The 14,894-nt window shown below is 41.0% G+C and carries 16 protein-coding genes; 13 read left to right on the plus strand and 3 right to left on the minus strand.

Going from position 1 to position 14,894, the window contains the following annotated elements; genetic code table 11:
- The first annotated feature begins 13 nt into the window (after positions 1 to 13).
- Positions 14 to 613, plus strand: coding sequence for an NADPH-dependent FMN reductase (locus V5M37_RS04075; RefSeq protein WP_423802569.1), 600 nt, complete (start codon positions 14 to 16; stop codon positions 611 to 613).
- Positions 614 to 929: 316 nt separating this feature from the next.
- Here the strand turns inward: V5M37_RS04075 and V5M37_RS04080 are convergent, their stop codons facing one another.
- Positions 930 to 1,442, minus strand: a complete 513-nt coding sequence (locus tag V5M37_RS04080) for a CBO0543 family protein (protein WP_423800878.1) — start codon at positions 1,440 to 1,442, stop codon at positions 930 to 932.
- Between the two features lie 259 nt (positions 1,443 to 1,701).
- Here V5M37_RS04080 and V5M37_RS04085 point away from each other — a divergent pair, with 259 nt between their 5' ends.
- Positions 1,702 to 3,096 (plus strand): amino acid permease, encoded by a 1,395-nt coding sequence (locus tag V5M37_RS04085; RefSeq protein WP_423800879.1) that lies wholly within the window; start codon positions 1,702 to 1,704, stop codon positions 3,094 to 3,096.
- Between the two features lie 162 nt (positions 3,097 to 3,258).
- Here V5M37_RS04085 and V5M37_RS04090 read toward each other — a convergent pair whose 3' ends face one another.
- Positions 3,259 to 3,474, minus strand: coding sequence for a hypothetical protein (locus V5M37_RS04090; protein WP_423800880.1), 216 nt, complete (start codon positions 3,472 to 3,474; stop codon positions 3,259 to 3,261).
- Between the two features lie 151 nt (positions 3,475 to 3,625).
- Between V5M37_RS04090 and V5M37_RS04095 the strand changes: the two genes are divergently transcribed.
- A complete protein-coding gene (locus V5M37_RS04095) occupies positions 3,626 to 4,513 on the plus strand; it encodes a YitT family protein (RefSeq protein WP_423800881.1) in 888 nt (295 codons plus the stop codon).
- 170 nt (positions 4,514 to 4,683) lie between these two features.
- On the opposite strand, the gene V5M37_RS04100 is transcribed toward V5M37_RS04095, so the two are convergent.
- Positions 4,684 to 5,472, minus strand: a complete 789-nt coding sequence (locus V5M37_RS04100) for an HAD family hydrolase (RefSeq protein ID WP_423800882.1) — start codon at positions 5,470 to 5,472, stop codon at positions 4,684 to 4,686.
- Positions 5,473 to 5,719: 247 nt separating this feature from the next.
- Between V5M37_RS04100 and V5M37_RS04105 the strand changes: the two genes are divergently transcribed.
- The 10 genes from V5M37_RS04105 (at position 5,720) to V5M37_RS04150 (ending at position 14,513) form a co-directional block, all read left to right on the plus strand.
- Entirely contained in the window at positions 5,720 to 6,091 is a 372-nt protein-coding gene (locus V5M37_RS04105) for a MerR family transcriptional regulator (RefSeq protein WP_423800883.1), read from the plus strand.
- Positions 6,092 to 6,106: 15 nt separating this feature from the next.
- Entirely contained in the window at positions 6,107 to 6,418 is a 312-nt protein-coding gene (locus V5M37_RS04110; RefSeq protein ID WP_423800884.1) for a thioredoxin family protein, read from the plus strand.
- Between the two features lie 247 nt (positions 6,419 to 6,665).
- The gene (locus tag V5M37_RS04115) at positions 6,666 to 7,544 is read left to right on the plus strand and encodes a DMT family transporter (protein WP_423800885.1); all 879 of its coding nucleotides are present in this window, start codon (positions 6,666 to 6,668) and stop codon (positions 7,542 to 7,544) included.
- A 276-nt stretch (positions 7,545 to 7,820) separates the two neighbouring features.
- Positions 7,821 to 8,378, plus strand: coding sequence for a DUF4240 domain-containing protein (locus tag V5M37_RS04120; protein ID WP_423800886.1), 558 nt, complete (start codon positions 7,821 to 7,823; stop codon positions 8,376 to 8,378).
- A 302-nt stretch (positions 8,379 to 8,680) separates the two neighbouring features.
- Complete coding sequence (locus V5M37_RS04125; protein WP_423800887.1) at positions 8,681 to 9,379, plus strand: GntR family transcriptional regulator; 699 nt, start codon at positions 8,681 to 8,683, stop codon at positions 9,377 to 9,379.
- Between the two features lie 133 nt (positions 9,380 to 9,512).
- Positions 9,513 to 10,481, plus strand: coding sequence for an aminopeptidase (locus V5M37_RS04130; RefSeq protein WP_423800888.1), 969 nt, complete (start codon positions 9,513 to 9,515; stop codon positions 10,479 to 10,481).
- A 103-nt stretch (positions 10,482 to 10,584) separates the two neighbouring features.
- Positions 10,585 to 11,691: an extracellular solute-binding protein gene (locus V5M37_RS04135; RefSeq protein WP_423800889.1), complete on the plus strand. Its 1,107-nt coding sequence runs from the start codon at positions 10,585 to 10,587 to the stop codon at positions 11,689 to 11,691.
- Positions 11,692 to 11,722: 31 nt separating this feature from the next.
- Positions 11,723 to 12,832, plus strand: a complete 1,110-nt coding sequence (locus V5M37_RS04140) for an ABC transporter ATP-binding protein (RefSeq protein ID WP_423800890.1) — start codon at positions 11,723 to 11,725, stop codon at positions 12,830 to 12,832.
- On the plus strand, positions 12,796 to 13,728 hold the full coding sequence (locus tag V5M37_RS04145; RefSeq protein WP_423800891.1) for an ABC transporter permease: 933 nt from the start codon (positions 12,796 to 12,798) through the stop codon (positions 13,726 to 13,728). Before V5M37_RS04140 ends, V5M37_RS04145 begins: the two co-directional genes overlap by 37 nt.
- On the plus strand, positions 13,728 to 14,513 hold the full coding sequence (locus tag V5M37_RS04150) for an ABC transporter permease (protein ID WP_423800892.1): 786 nt from the start codon (positions 13,728 to 13,730) through the stop codon (positions 14,511 to 14,513). The genes V5M37_RS04145 and V5M37_RS04150 overlap by 1 nt, the downstream gene beginning before the upstream one ends.
- The last annotated feature ends 381 nt before the right edge of the window (positions 14,514 to 14,894 follow it).

The following is a 14,894-nucleotide window of genomic DNA, read 5'->3' on the forward strand; positions in this document are numbered from 1 at the left end:
GGTGTAAATGAAAATGGGCTTTATAGACAAACTATTTGGGAAACAAACTAAGGAGGAAATAACCGTGACAACTGAAAAATTAAACATTGGAATTATCTTAGGCAGCACACGCCAAGGTCGTGTAAGCCCGCAGGTTGGAGAATGGGTAAAAGGAATTGCTGATAAGCGCGGCGATGCGAACTATGAAATCGTCGATATTGCCGACTTTAATCTTCCTTTCTTAGGAACTACTGATGGATCAGAACCAGGCATTGCTGCTTGGAATGAGAAATTGGCAAGCCTTGATGGATTTGTATTCATCGTTCAAGAATACAACCACAGTATTACTGGAGCGTTAAAAAACGCGATCGATTTTGCTCGTGAAGCTTGGTACAACAAAGCAGCTGGTATTGTAAGTTATGGATCCACTGGTGGTGCTCGTGCAGCAGAACATTTGCGTGGAATTCTTGCCGAACAAAAAGTCGCGGATGTCCGCACACATCCAACCTTGAGCTTGTTCACAGACTTTGTAAATGGATCTGAATTTAAACCACAAGAACTACATCTCAACAATGTAAACGCCATGCTTGAAGAAGTCCTTGCATGGAGCGGAGCACTAAAAACATTACGATAAAATCACGAATAAAACAAAAAGGCTGACTCAACACGGCAAAGCAACAACGCCCTTGAGCAGCCTTTTTTTTAGGCAAGGGTGATGCATGGGGACGGTTCTTATGCATCAATTCTTGTGTTTTCAGAAATAGGTAGCACTTGCATTATAAACGAACATCTTCTGAAAATTGCACGTTAGGATGAGGCAGTAGAACCGTCCCCATGCATCATTTTTTCTTCTTACCTTGTAGTTTTAAAAACAAGGCCATAGATAAGTAAATGACTGTAAGGAGAATTAAAAATATAGGAGTAGATAGGGTTTCCATCCTGTTTACCTCCTATTTCATTTCTGCTAGTGATGGATGAAAGAGTAGTAAAAGAACCACTATGATCGGGAAAGAGATTATGAAAGCGGTAATTGGGTTTTTATGATGAACTCGAATGATGGTAAAGGTAATGAGATTAAATAGGATTGACCACCATAGGTTCCATCCGTTTTCATATACGAATAATCCCTTTTTCTCAAAAATTAATTCAATAACCGAAAAATAGGTGACCCAAAAACCAAGATAGACGTATTTCTTCTTTCCTTTGGGAAAATACTGCAGGTAGATGAATAACACAATAGGGACGATGAATAAAGAAAAGGTAATTTCTATCAGAGTATGGTTTAACCAGGGAAGAGTAACAGCCTTATATCTCCATAAGGTGTGTTGATAAAAGAGAAAATTATAAAGCAAATTGCAAATAATATAGAATTGGACAGTCGGATAGAATTCCCTCCACCTCTTCCAGTCTACAAATACCTTTGCAAAGATGATATAAACCCCTACAACTAACAGTAAATACATCAGAATCCTCTTTTTTACTTTTATGTTTAATTTTAGCCAATAAAAATAAATAATATAACGGCAAGGCTAAGAGGTTAAAAACACTTTCCACTGACTCAGCTAATGATTATTTTCCAAAAACTTTTGTAATTTAAAACAGTAAAGCGTTAATTCGCATCATTGCTGGAAAATTCTTAAATAATTATAATCTCTTAAAAGAAGGTAGTAGAAATGAATAGGAATCGAGTTAGTAGAGGCATAAAGCTAGGAGGAGTAAGGGTTGGGGAAAAATCATCAAAGTGAGAATTTGCAGCGAGGTTTAGATAATAGGCATATCCAGTTAATTGCGCTTGGGGGTGCGATTGGGGTTGGGCTGTTTTATGGCTCAAGTGCCACCATTCAAATGGCTGGTCCATCCGTTTTGTTCTCATATTTAGTCGGAGGCTTGGTTATTTTCACGATCATGAGAGCGCTGGGGGAAATGGCAGTGGACGAGCCGGTTTCGGGCTCGTTTAGTTCATACGCCCATCGATATTTAGGGCCGTTTGCAGGTTACTTCACCGGGTGGACCTATTGGTTTATGTGGGTTGTCGTTGGAATGGCTGAAATAACGGTGGCCGGCGTCTATGTGAATTACTGGTTTCCAGATATTCCGCAATGGCTGACAGCACTGGTGGTACTTGTCGTGATTACATTAATCAATCTGGCCAATGTAAAAGCATTTGGAGAGTTTGAATTTTGGTTTGCGCTGGTTAAAGTGGTCGCCATTATTGGAATGATTCTTCTTGGGTTAGGAATTATTCTTTTCGGCTTCGGCAATGGAGGTCAACCGATCGCTTTTGAAAACCTTTGGACTCATGGGGGATTTGTGCCAAACGGAATCAAAGGTATTTTAATGTCATTGGTTCTTGTTATGTTTTCATTTGGCGGAGTAGAATTGGTTGGAATTACAGCAGGTGAGGCAAAAAATCCTGAAAAGTCGATTCCATCAGCCATCAACAATGTCGTCTGGAGGATACTGATTTTTTATATTGGTGCATTAGGTATCATGATGGTTCTATATCCATGGAATGAGATTGGCACGAAGGGAAGCCCGTTTGTATTGATTTTTGACAAAGTTGGCATTCCAGGTGCCGCCGATATTATTAACTTTGTCGTCATAACAGCAGCATTATCTGCTTTTAATAGTGGGTTATTCAGTTCGGGAAGGATGCTATATAACTTATCATTGCAAAATAACGGTCCGCAATATTTCGGAAAGCTTAGCAAGAGTGGCAGTCCGAGACGCGGCGTCCTTTTCTCGTCATTCATTTTATTGGTGGCAGTAGTTTTGAATTATATCGTCCCTGAAAAAGTATTCTTGTATATTTCTTCTGTTGCCACAGTTGCGGTTATCACTAGCTGGACGATTATCCTGATAGCACAATTAAAGTTCAGGCAATCAAAAACAGAAAAAGAAATAGACAAACTAGCATTTAAAATTCCGTTCTATCCATTGTCAACCTATTTAGCCCTAACGTTTCTAGCACTTGTCATCATCTTAATGGCATTTATCCCAGAAATGCGAATAGCCTTATACGTAGCGCCAATTTGGTTTTTGATTCTATATATAGGGTATAAAAAGGGACAGAGGGACGGTTCTCATGCATCAGTTTCTCGGACTACAAAGGAATAATAAACAGGCTTTACTTCAATAAGGAGTAAAGCCTTTTTAGTTTGAGAATGAGGCAAGGGGACGGTTCTCATGCATCAATTTAGATGTTTTCAGAAATATGTGCCCCCATGCATCAAACATTGTTTAATACAAATCCTAAACAAAAACGCGATGTTCGTTTACCTAAGAATCTTGGCCTGTGTTTTCATTCGGAACGGTTATATTGCCATAATTAATATTTGTGAATGTGTTTGAAGAGCCATCGCCGAAACTAAAATTGCCGCCGATTATGATATTATTAGAAGTATGGCTGTTTTGAGTGGTTCCGCTAAAATTTACGTTGGCATTGTTGGATAGTGCTTGTACCTTAAATTGACTTATATTGAGTGAGTTTGCCATTTTAAATCACCGTCCTTTCTCCATTTTATTTGGAAGAAAGGCTTGTGATTGTCCAGAGGCCTAGCAGTAGGAGTTTTATTGAGCTATATGGATGAGGCAGGAGAACGGTCCCCGTGCATCATCCATGCATCAAAAATAGAGGGGGAATTGTATGAGTACATATGCGGAAAAAAAGAAAGCAAATCATAAACGGTTAACGGCAAGAAATATTGTGAAAAGGGGTTTATTTATTACGGTTGGTGCCATCATTATGGCTTATGGGTTAGAGGCTGTGTTAATTCCAAACAATATGATTGACGGAGGCGTAACGGGCTTATCCATGATATTGAGCCATGTGACATCCTTTAACCTTAGTATTTTCTTGGTTATTCTAAACCTGCCGTTCTTTTTCTTAGGCTATAAACAGATTGGGAAAACCTTTGCGATTAGCATGTTATATGGGATTATAGCTTTATCTGTGGCGACTTCTTTCATGCATCATGTAAAACCAATCGTAAATAATGAATTGCTAGCTGTTGTTTTCGGAGGGTTAATATTAGGTTTAGGAGTAGGTTTAACCATCAGAAATGGCGGAGTGTTAGATGGTACAGAAACGTTGGCCATTCTAGTTGAAAAGAGGGTACCATTTACTGTGGGAGAAATTATCATGTTTGTAAACGTGATTATCTTCTCGGTTGCAGCCTTTGTATTCTCTATCGAAAATGCTTTATTTTCAATGCTTACATACTATATTGCTTTCCGGACCATTGACGTTGTGGTTAAGGGATTGGATGACATGAAATCCGTGTATATAATAAGTGACAATACCGATGAGATAGCAGATGCTATCACTGAGCGGCTAGGCCGGGGAGTGACCTATCTGCACGGAGAGGGCTCCTATAGCGGTGAGGACAAACGCGTTATTCTATGCGTCTTCACAAGGCTGGAAGAAACAAAAATGAAAGACATCATTAGAGAAATAGATCCCCAAGCATTCATCATTGCCACAGACGTATCCGCAGTTCACGGCGGCCGCTTTAAGAAAAAGGACATTCACTAATGGGTGAGGCATGGGGACGGTTCTTATGCATCATTTCGGCCGCTTTTTTTAGAACTGAACTATACATAATCAAGCACCGTACGGAACCCTGAGCCAGGACCGAAATATGCATCAAAACGAAATGAGACAAGAGAACCGTCCCCATGCATCAAACCAGAACCACCCATGCATCAAACCACGTATGCTTTATGAAGATAACGTTCTATAAATTCTGCTAATCCATCTTTTTCGTGGTGTCCAGTCACGAAATCAGCTGCTGCTTTTACCTCTTCGCCAGCGTTCCCCATTGCAACACCAGTACCAACATGACGAAGCATTTCTATATCATTTGGTCCGTCTCCAATGGCTACGGCCTCCTTTGGGCTAATTCGATAAGCGCGAAGTAAGCTTTTTATAGCAGACCATTTGGAAACATTAGGAGCAAGCAATTCAAATCCATTATTCCAATCGATGACTTCTGCTTCCTTTTTAAACAAAGCAGAAAATTTCGGGCTTGGTGCACCTGTTAGAACACTATATTTCAGTACATCCTTGTAATTTGCCTGTCTTAAATCTCCAATATATCGTGGCGGAATTTGCCCAACTTTTGTCCAATAATCAATTTCTTCATTAGTTTCCTTACAATAAAGCCCATTTGCTGTATGAACAATAACATTAAAAGGATTTTCGGCGGTTAGCTGGTGAAATCGTGCTTCGTCCACTCGAACGGTTTGCATTTGTATAGCTTTTCCTGTTTGTCCATCGTGGATAGCGGCACCATTCAAACAGATCATTGGAGTTCCTAATCCAATTTCTTTATGGTAGGGAGCAGTCACTTCATAGTGTCGTCCAGTAGCTAGAAAGACCTTGACCCCCTGATTCATGAGCCTATAAATGGCTTCCATATTTCTGTAGGAAATGTTGTTTGAGGCCTTTAGAAGTGTACCATCCATATCAATAAATATTGCACGCACATTCATTTAATCTGCCTCCTCATTCGTTGGTAAACCAATCATAACATCTGATTATTAAAGCCTTGTAAACTCAGTGTATAGTTTAAATGAAGTTTATTGGGAGGCAGATGGTTTTATGCAAGATCATAATAGCATTCCATTAACGGGTGCTTTCCTTAAAAATCCTTATGTTTTTTTCTAAAAAAACATTGACCTTAACATTAATGTGAGGGTTTATAATAACCATAACATCATTAAGAAGGGGGGTTCCCCAATGAAAATTGGTGAGTTATCTAGGTTAACTGGGGTGAGTGTTCGTTCATTACGGTACTACGAAGAACAAGGTATTTTAAGCCCTATACGCTTAGCAAACGGATATCGTGAATATCATGATTTGGCAGTAGAACAAGTGAACACCATTAAGTTTTATTTAAATTTGGGACTCACGATTGAGCAAATCTCAGGTTTTTTGAATTGTGTCTTGAAGAACAAAGAAGCTTTCTGTAATGAAATTCTCCCAATCTACGAAGAAAAACTGCATGAGCTGGATCATCAAATTCAGCTGCTTTCTATGATTCGCTCTAATTTAATTGAACGGATAACCTCAATTAAGGAAGAACGTACCCGTATTGATGGTGGAAATTAGAGGGAGGTTTTACAGTTGATTAAAGAATTAGATTTTCATAATTTTAATAAAGAAATTGAAAAAGGGATTACACTGGTTGAGTTTGGTGCTAAATGGTGTCCGCCATGCCGTATCCAGGAGCCCATTCTAGAGGAGTTATCATTGGAATGGGGAGATAACATTTCAATCGCAAAGGTTGACACTGATAAAGAATCAGACCTGACTGCAAAATATGAAGTTCAAGGAATCCCCACGCTTGTGATATTTAAAGATGGAAAAAAAGTAGACTCTCTTCGTGGACTCCATTATATAGAACAAATAAAATCAAAAATAGAAGGAGTACTCTAAATTAACGGCCAGTTTTACAGGATAAAATTATCCTAACTGGTGATCTGCTGGGAAAGCAAAGTCAACTTTTTTGACGAACGGGGGGAAAAGTTTAAGGTCGGAGCTGTCGATTTGACAGCTTTTTCTGATTGAGCAAACGAAAGCAGATTGGAATCATTCCAAAAATAAGCTAAAAAGTTTAGAAATGCAATCAAACTATTGTATTTCTTCTTGTGATATCCTTGGTTATAGTCAGGGAGGGAAAGAGTTGAAACAATATATAGGTGATGGAATGCTGCTCATAACAGCAATAATTTGGGGCAGCGGATTTGTTGTAACCGATATTGCACTAAAATATTTTACTGCTTATCAGGTGATGGCAGGTAGATTTGTTTTAGCTACAATTTTACTTACAGTGCTTTTTGGCTACAAATTTAAAAAATTTACAAAAGCTGTCGTGAGGAAAGGTGCTATTCTAGGAACCTTTTTATATCTGGGATTTGCTTTACAAACGATTGGTTTGCAATATACGACACCATCTAAAAATGCATTTTTGACTGCCGTCAATGTTGTCATTGTGCCGATTATTGCTTACCTCATTTATAAGCGAAGAATTGATCGATTTGAAATGCTCGGTTCATTCATAGCTATAGTAGGCATTGGTCTTTTATCCATGCAAAGCTCTATGAGAATCAATATAGGCGACGCCTTATCACTTGGGTGTGCAATAGCCTTTGCTTTTAATATTTTTTACACCAATCTTTTTGTCCAAAAGGAAGATACCATTTCACTGACGATAGTACAATTCATCACAGCATCTCTGTTAAGTGTAGTCTCGGTGTTCATCCAAGGTGATATACCGCCGACGATTGAGGGAGAAGGAATGTATTCGATTTTGTACTTAGCGGTGTTTTCAACAACGATTGCCTATCTTACACAAAATAGGGCACTTCAATTTACAACCGCTACAAAGGCATCCATTATTTTATCAACAGAATCATTTTTCGGAATGGTGTTGTCTGTTTTATTTTTACATGAAGTATTGACTGGTCGTATGATTATGGGAGCTATGCTCATTATGATGGCCATCTTAATTGCTGAAATAAAGCCATCTTTTAAAAAACACACTTTAAAAAAAAGCGCCTGAGAGAAGTAATTTGTTTTACTGCTAACACGGGCCAGGTCCGGCACCGCAAAAATCAAATTCCATATGTAATAATACCATTATTCTTCTAAAATTTTTAAAAATGTCCATCCGTGTTATTATGAATCTCTATTCGGTCTTTAAGAAACGGTCTAAAGGACAAATCTAGCAAAAAATCAGGCGGTAATGTCCTAAAGAAGGAGTAAAAACGAGCAGGATTTCATTGCCTCCACCGAGAATACAACTGTTGCAAAGGCTGTTTATCTTGGAGGGATTGAAATGGACAAAATACAATTTTGGAATTTAATAGAGCAATCAAAGACGTTTAAAGAAGACCAGGTACAATGGCTGACAGAGGCATTATGCAATAAAGAAGACAGCGAAATACCGGATTATGAGTTTATTTTCCGAAGCTACATGAATGAAAGCTATCAATCACGACTTTGGGGAGCGGCCTACCTTATTATGGGAGGATGTTCAGATGATGCTTTCGATTATTTTCGAGGCTGGCTTATTTCGCAGGGCAGGTTTGTTTTTGAACAAACACTAGAAAATCCCGAGTTCTTGGCTAACTATATCTCCGATGAAAATTTGGGAGAAGAAGGCGTTCCGGAAAATGAGGAATTCTTGAATATTGGATTTGATGCCTACACCTTGAAAAAGGACGGGGATCCCGAGGACTGGGACGGGGATTTGTATGACGAAATGTTAGACTTGCTGGACGAAAGAGGTCTGGACCAAAATAGAGACATTGAATTTGATTGGGAAGACGAGGATGATCTCATGGAGATGTTCCCGCAATTATGGGAGCGTTTCGGGGAAAATCCGTTAGGTTAAGTAGATGAAACGAAAAGACTTTTCGTTTTGGCTGGCGGCTGGTCTATTCCAGCTGCTCTTTGAAAGATAAAAGAGGAAACATTTCAAATTTCAAAGGGATTCAAAAATATTAAACCGTCTGTTTTTAAAGACGGTTTTTATTGTAAAATAATATAATGATATTTGGTGTTATTTTTATAAAATAATAAAAATAAAAAATATTCAATATTCTATAGAATATTGTATTGACAAATTATAAGCCCAAAAATAATAATGTATTTAAGAATTATCTGAAAACGGATACATACAGAGAGGTGAAGCAGTTGAGCCAGGGTTACTTGGATCTTTCAAAAGTAGAATCGGTGGAGAGGCAGCCTTTAAATGTTAGGATCTATGAGAATTTAAAGGCCGCTATTATAAAAGGTGATTTGCAGGCAGGCAGCAGATTAACCGAGACAGAAGTGGCGAAACAAATGAAGGTGAGTCCAACACCAGTTCGTGAAGCATTTCGCCGCTTGGCCGCAGAAGGTTTGGTGAAAATCGTCCCTTGGAAAGGGGTCGTCATCCAAAGCTTTTCCGATGAGGAAGTGAAGGAATCGTATCAATGCCGGGAAGCATTGGAGACACTGGCGATTAGGCTTGCGGTCGAGAATATAGATGAACAGGGGATTGAAAAGATGCGGATATTGCTCGAACAATCCTTCGAGGCAGAAAATGAAACCGAAATTGTCCGGTTAAATTCCGAACTGCACTCGGTCATCATTGAGTATGCACGAAATGCGAAATTAAAGATGCTCTTGGGTTTAGTCAGTGACGTGATTTATCATGACCGCAATATTTCTGCCTACAATTCAAGCCGTAGGGAAAAAATCAAGGCAGAGCATCTGGAAATCTTCCATGCTCTGAAAGAGAAAAATGCGGACAAAGCGGAACAGGCGATGAGAGTACATATTCAAAATGGACTCGAATATATCAAACAAGAAAACTTGTCCAAAAAGAAGGGGAACCAGTCTCCTGAATAAGGGATAATCGTGAGAAGTAACAACCTCTCACTTTTTATTAATATAAATTCTATAGAATATATTTTTTTAAATAAAAATTCTATAGAATATAGAAATTTTATTAATCCAATGATCGCAAAGGGGAGAGAATCAAATGAAAACTATTCTGATGAGTAAAGGGGCCCGAACGATTGTAGAAGTGTGCGCGGGTGTCCAACCAAATGAACAAGTATTGATTGTGACAGAACCAAAAATGATGAATATTGCCAAGAGCATTTCCGCAGCCGTCGTCGCTGCAGGGGCAGAGCCCACAATGGCCATGATGCCGCCGCGGACCTCAGATGGGCAGGAGCCGCCGGCACCAATCGCCGCCGCCATGGAAGCAAGTGACGTGTTTATCAGTGCGGTCTATACCTCTATTACCCATACTAGTGCAGTCCGCAATGCCGTTGATGCAGGTTCAAGAGGGATTATGCTCACCCAGTTTCATGATGAAATGCTTATTGAAGGCGGGGTTCATGCTGATTTTAAAGCAGTTGAACCGATTTGCCGGGCCGTTGCCAACGCGTTAGAGGGAGCAAATGAAATTAGGCTTACAACGCCGCATGGCACAGACTTGACCCTTTCAGCGACAGGAAGACGCTCCAATGCCATGCCATGTATGGTCAAGCCGGGTGAATTTGCTCCAGTGCCAACGGTTGAAGCGAATGTTTCACCAATCGAAGGATCTGCCCAAGGCGTCATCGTGGCGAATGCCAGCATTCCTTACATAGGGATTGGATTGCTCGACCAACCGGTGACAGTCAAAGTGGAAGATGGAATGATTGTTTCCATTTCAGGCGGTAAACAGGCCGACATGCTTGCTGAAAATTTGGCTTCAAAAAATGATCCGAATGTTTATAACATCGCGGAAATCGGCGTTGGTCTCAACCCTAACTGTAAATTCATTGGCTCGATGCTTGAAGATGAAGGGGTATTCGGTTCCGTGCATATCGGGATTGGTACCAATATTACGTTAGGGGGAAATGTAAAAGCGGCTTGTCATTATGATTTGATTATGACAGAACCTACCGTTATCGCAGATGGAAAAGTAATTTTACAAAATGGGGAAGTTCTTGCTTAAAAAAAGTCTGAATTTTTTGAAGGAACTGACTTTTGTAAGCGTTCGCTGCCTATTGGAAACGAGATAAATTTTTAAAATAGAACTGATATAGGGGGAAATTTCGATGAAAAGAATGTTTAGTATAGTTATTCTTTTAATGGTCATGATGCTGGCAGCCTGTGGTGTTCCAAACCCTTCTTCTAAAGAAACAAGCAAGGAAAGCGGTACGAAAACTGAACCGAAGACAGAGACGAAAGAAATTACGATTGCAGCCAATGGTGGAAAAATTGAAAAGTTAATCCGTGATGATTTGGCGCCAAAGTTTAAAGAAAAGTATGGTATTATGATTAATTTTGTAGCCGGTTCTTCCAATGAAATTTTAACAAAAGTCCAGTTGCAAAAGGATAACCCGCAAATCGATATCGCCATGTATGATTCCCCTGTAGCGGTTCGTGCTGAGGAAGAGGGCTTGACTGAGGCCATCGCGAAGGAAAGTATTAAAGGCTTAGACAGCATTGATGAACGGTATTTAATTGATGAACATAGTGTTCCTGTCTTAGGCTACTCCGTTGCGGTCGGCTATAACACGGATATTTTTAAAGAAAAAGGCTGGAAGGCAATCAGTTCCTGGAATGACCTGATCAGCTCTGATTATAAAGGGATGACAGCTTTCCCTGATGTCTCTAGCAATTCAGGATTTACTATGTTCTTGAGCTTGGCAAAAGCAAATGGCGGTGGCATTGAAAATATGCAGCCTGGGATGGATAAAGGTAAGGAATTAGCTGCATATTCCGATACGTTCTATAAAAACTCTACACAGATTCAACCGGCTATGCAGCAGGGCGCGGCTGTGACAGTACAAGCCAGTTATACGATCGCAGGCTTACATGATGCCGGTGTTCCGGTCAAAATGGTGATCCCGAAAGAAGGGGCTCCATTGCAAGCGATCGTCGCGACAGTCGTGAAGAATTCTCCGAACAAAAAGGCTGCTGAAGATTTTATTAATTTCATGGTAACAGTGGATTCTCAGAAGAAGATTGCCGAAATTGCCTTCTATCCTGTCGTGAAAAGTGTAAAACTACCTGAAAACTACGATTCTATTATCGGCTTTAAAGATAGCGATCCTGTCTATAAACCTGATTTCGCCGGTATAGCCAAAATCCAGCCGGAATGGACCGAAAAGTGGACGAAAGAAGTTACTCCTGAGCTTGGGAAAAAGGTGAAGAAGTAATTAGCATCAACGAACATTGGAGGGATTGAAGATGACTACTAGTGATGTGATGATTCGCGGTGTCAGTAAAAGATTTGGAACAAATGTCGTTTTGCAGAATATTGACTTGGATATCAAGCAAGGTGAGCTTCTTACCTTGCTTGGCCCCTCCGGCTGCGGCAAAACTACGACTTTAAATGCGATTGCAGGGTTCCTCGATCCGGACGAGGGAGAACTATATATAAAAGGAAAAAAGATGAATGGCGTCCCTCCCTATAAACGGGACCTAGGGATGGTGTTTCAAACGTATTCTTTGTTTCCGCACATGACCGTGCAGGAAAATCTTGTGTTTGGCCTTAAGCTGAGGAAGTTAAAAAAGGATGAAATGGAAGGTAGAATTAAAAGAGCACTACAATTGGTAAAATTGACAGGCTTAGAAAAGCGGTACCCACGGGAGTTATCAGGCGGACAGCGGCAGCGGGTGGCGATTGCCCGTGCGTTGGTTGTGGAGCCAGAGTTATTGCTGCTGGATGAGCCGCTAAGTAACCTAGATGCCAAACTGCGCCATGAGCTTCGGGCGGAAATCAAGCGTTTGCAAAAAGAGGTCGGCGTCACCACGATTTTTGTAACGCATGACCAGGACGAGGCCCTATCCATGTCAGACCGGATCGTTGTTATGAACCAGGGAAAGATTGAGCAAATTGGCACACCGACCGAAATCTATCAAAATCCACAGTCCGAATTTGTTTTTCAGTTTATCGGAAAGTCGAATCGTTTTGAAGGCTTAGTTATAGAGATTGATGGTGACCAAATGGATGTTGAAATTGACGAGGGGTGGGTCATCAAAACGAAAAAAGAAAATGTCATTGGGAAGGACCGGACATTCCATGTCCACAATGCGGTCAATCTGTATATTCGGCCCGAATTAATCTCGATAAAGGCGGCTGACCAAGGGCTGGGCGTGGCTGACACTGATCTTGTTCAGCAAAAGGCCGTCATCAAGCAAATGAACTATCTAGGTTCACAATGGGAAATTGAGGTATCCGTCAAGGGGCAGCACCATGTGCAAATTATCGGACCAATGATTGAGAATTCCTGGACGGTAGGGACGGAGGTGTTGGTGGAATGGAAAACCTCGGATATTCGCCTGACCAAAAGATGAGCGCGGGACTGCCACTGGCACCAAAAAGAAAAGTAAACGTCTTTCGAAAATACATGGCAGCGATGCTGCTTCTTGCACCACTGCTCTTATTTATTCTTGCATTTTTCGTCGTCCCGATGATTTATGTGTTTTATTTAAGCTTCATTGAAGTGGAAGGGCTTGATGTTTCCAATGCCAGTTACAGCATCGGCAACTATCTGACGTTTTTTACAGACCCCTATTTTTTAAGATCGCTTTGGATGACGATTAAGGTGAGCGTCTATGCGGTTATCATCGCTCTTATCCTAGGCTACCCCATTGCTTTGACAATGGCGAAAAGCTCGGCGCGGGTGAGGGGCTACCTCACACTGCTTGTGGCATCGCCCTTATTGATCAGCGTGGTTGTCAGAAACTTTGGCTGGTACTTACTGCTTGTGCCAAATGGCGTTATTGACCAATTTTTAATGGGGATTGGGATTACTGATTCCCCGTTAAAGCTTCTGTTTTCCGTACCAGGGGTCGTCATCGGCTTAGCCAACTCGTTCCTGCCGTTCATGGTTCTGTCGATTGCTACAAGCTTGTACAATATTGACCCATCTTTGGAAAAAGCAAGCAGTATTTTAGGCGCAAGTCCGTTAAAAACTTTTTTCACGGTTACCCTGCCGCTGAGTCTCCCGGGTGTTGTGGCGGGAATTGTTCTTGTTTTTAGTATGTCGATGAGCTCGTACGTAACGCCAGCGTTAATGGGTGGCGCGAATGTGCCGGTTCTTCCGATCGTGATTTATGAGCAAATCAATACGTTATTCCGGTGGACTTTCGGTTCGGCAATCTCTTATATCTTGCTCGGGGTTACGTTAATTTCTGTTACGATTTTTTCAAGGATTTTTGAAAGGAAGTTCAAGGAGGTGTTCCGATAATGAAGGCTGTAAGAATTACCGTTACTGTGATAGGTTTGATTTTTCTACTGATTCCTCTCATTGTGACCATTGGAGCATCGTTTACCACTGCAGGCTACCCGACGTTTCCGCCAAAAGGCTTTTCCTTGCAGTGGTATGAAAAAATATTGGACCGACCTGAATACATGGATGCCTTTTTCAATAGTGTGAAATTTGCCTTCCTGGCTGCGTTCTTTTCTGTGCTGCTTGGTACTATTGCAGGCCTGGCATTGGCCAAATATGATGTGCCGGGTAAAACCTTTATCGTATCACTGCTTACATCACCTTTAACCATCCCGCATTTGGTGCTGGGGGCAGCATTATTGATATATTTTACGCCAATGCTGTTGGCGGGCAAGCCGACCGGCTTTCTGATTGCCCATATTGTCATTTGTGTGCCCTATGCGATACGGTTTGTGTTAACGGGGTTGAGCGGCTTTGATTATACGCTGGAGAGGGCGGGGGCTGTCCTTGGCGCTAATCCGTTTGTGGTATTTTGGAAAATCACGCTGCCGATTATCCGTCCTGCGATTTTGTCCGGTGCGATGTTTGCCTTCCTGATTTCGTTTGACAACGTCACCGTCTCGCTGTTCATGGTATCAACCGATATGAGAACCCTGCCGCTTGAACTGTTCTTCCATATGCAGGATTCCTATGATCCAATGGTCGCCTCCGTATCAAGTATTGTTATCTTCATATCTGTGATATTTATAGTGATATTTGAAAAAATCTATGGAGTCGGAAAACTGTTTGGCGGGTCGCATTAATAAAATTTTAGAAGAACCCTGGGCTTGAAGTGCCCAGGGTTCTTCTTGTGATGCATGGGGACGGTTCTTATGCATCATTTCTGGGGATTTCGGAATATCCGCGGAATCATGCACTGGCTCCCTACCCCGAACCATCCCCGACACATCCCCGACACCCAAGGAATGACACACGAGAACCGTCCCCATGCCTCAATCTTTTAACGAAAATAGGCTATTCTTAACTGGACAATAAGATTATCGTTAAGTAGACTATTAAATAAACTATTTGGAGTCTGCTGGAAGTTTGCTAGAAAACAGCGGTAATTTCTTTCTCATACTCCTAATCTATTATAACTATGAACAAAAAAAGATCGATCTGACAATTACATAGGGGCCTTTTGG

The sequence above is a fragment of the Neobacillus sp. SAB-20_R2A genome (assembly GCF_049568635.1).
GTDB lineage: Bacteria > Bacillota > Bacilli > Bacillales > Cytobacillaceae > Neobacillus > Neobacillus citreus.

Coding starts and splice junctions, on each gene's coding strand:
- V5M37_RS04075 (WP_423802569.1), top strand. CDS start 14: ATGGGCTTTATAGACAAACTATTTGGGAAACAAACTAAGGAGGAAATA.
- V5M37_RS04080 (WP_423800878.1), bottom strand. CDS start 1,442: ATGTATTTACTGTTAGTTGTAGGGGTTTATATCATCTTTGCAAAGGTA.
- V5M37_RS04090 (WP_423800880.1), bottom strand. CDS start 3,474: ATGGCAAACTCACTCAATATAAGTCAATTTAAGGTACAAGCACTATCC.
- V5M37_RS04095 (WP_423800881.1), top strand. CDS start 3,626: ATGAGTACATATGCGGAAAAAAAGAAAGCAAATCATAAACGGTTAACG.
- V5M37_RS04100 (WP_423800882.1), bottom strand. CDS start 5,472: ATGAATGTGCGTGCAATATTTATTGATATGGATGGTACACTTCTAAAG.
- V5M37_RS04105 (WP_423800883.1), top strand. CDS start 5,720: ATGAAAATTGGTGAGTTATCTAGGTTAACTGGGGTGAGTGTTCGTTCA.
- V5M37_RS04120 (WP_423800886.1), top strand. CDS start 7,821: ATGGACAAAATACAATTTTGGAATTTAATAGAGCAATCAAAGACGTTT.
- V5M37_RS04130 (WP_423800888.1), top strand. CDS start 9,513: ATGAAAACTATTCTGATGAGTAAAGGGGCCCGAACGATTGTAGAAGTG.
- V5M37_RS04135 (WP_423800889.1), top strand. CDS start 10,585: ATGAAAAGAATGTTTAGTATAGTTATTCTTTTAATGGTCATGATGCTG.
- V5M37_RS04140 (WP_423800890.1), top strand. CDS start 11,723: ATGACTACTAGTGATGTGATGATTCGCGGTGTCAGTAAAAGATTTGGA.
- V5M37_RS04145 (WP_423800891.1), top strand. CDS start 12,796: ATGGAAAACCTCGGATATTCGCCTGACCAAAAGATGAGCGCGGGACTG.
- V5M37_RS04150 (WP_423800892.1), top strand. CDS start 13,728: ATGAAGGCTGTAAGAATTACCGTTACTGTGATAGGTTTGATTTTTCTA.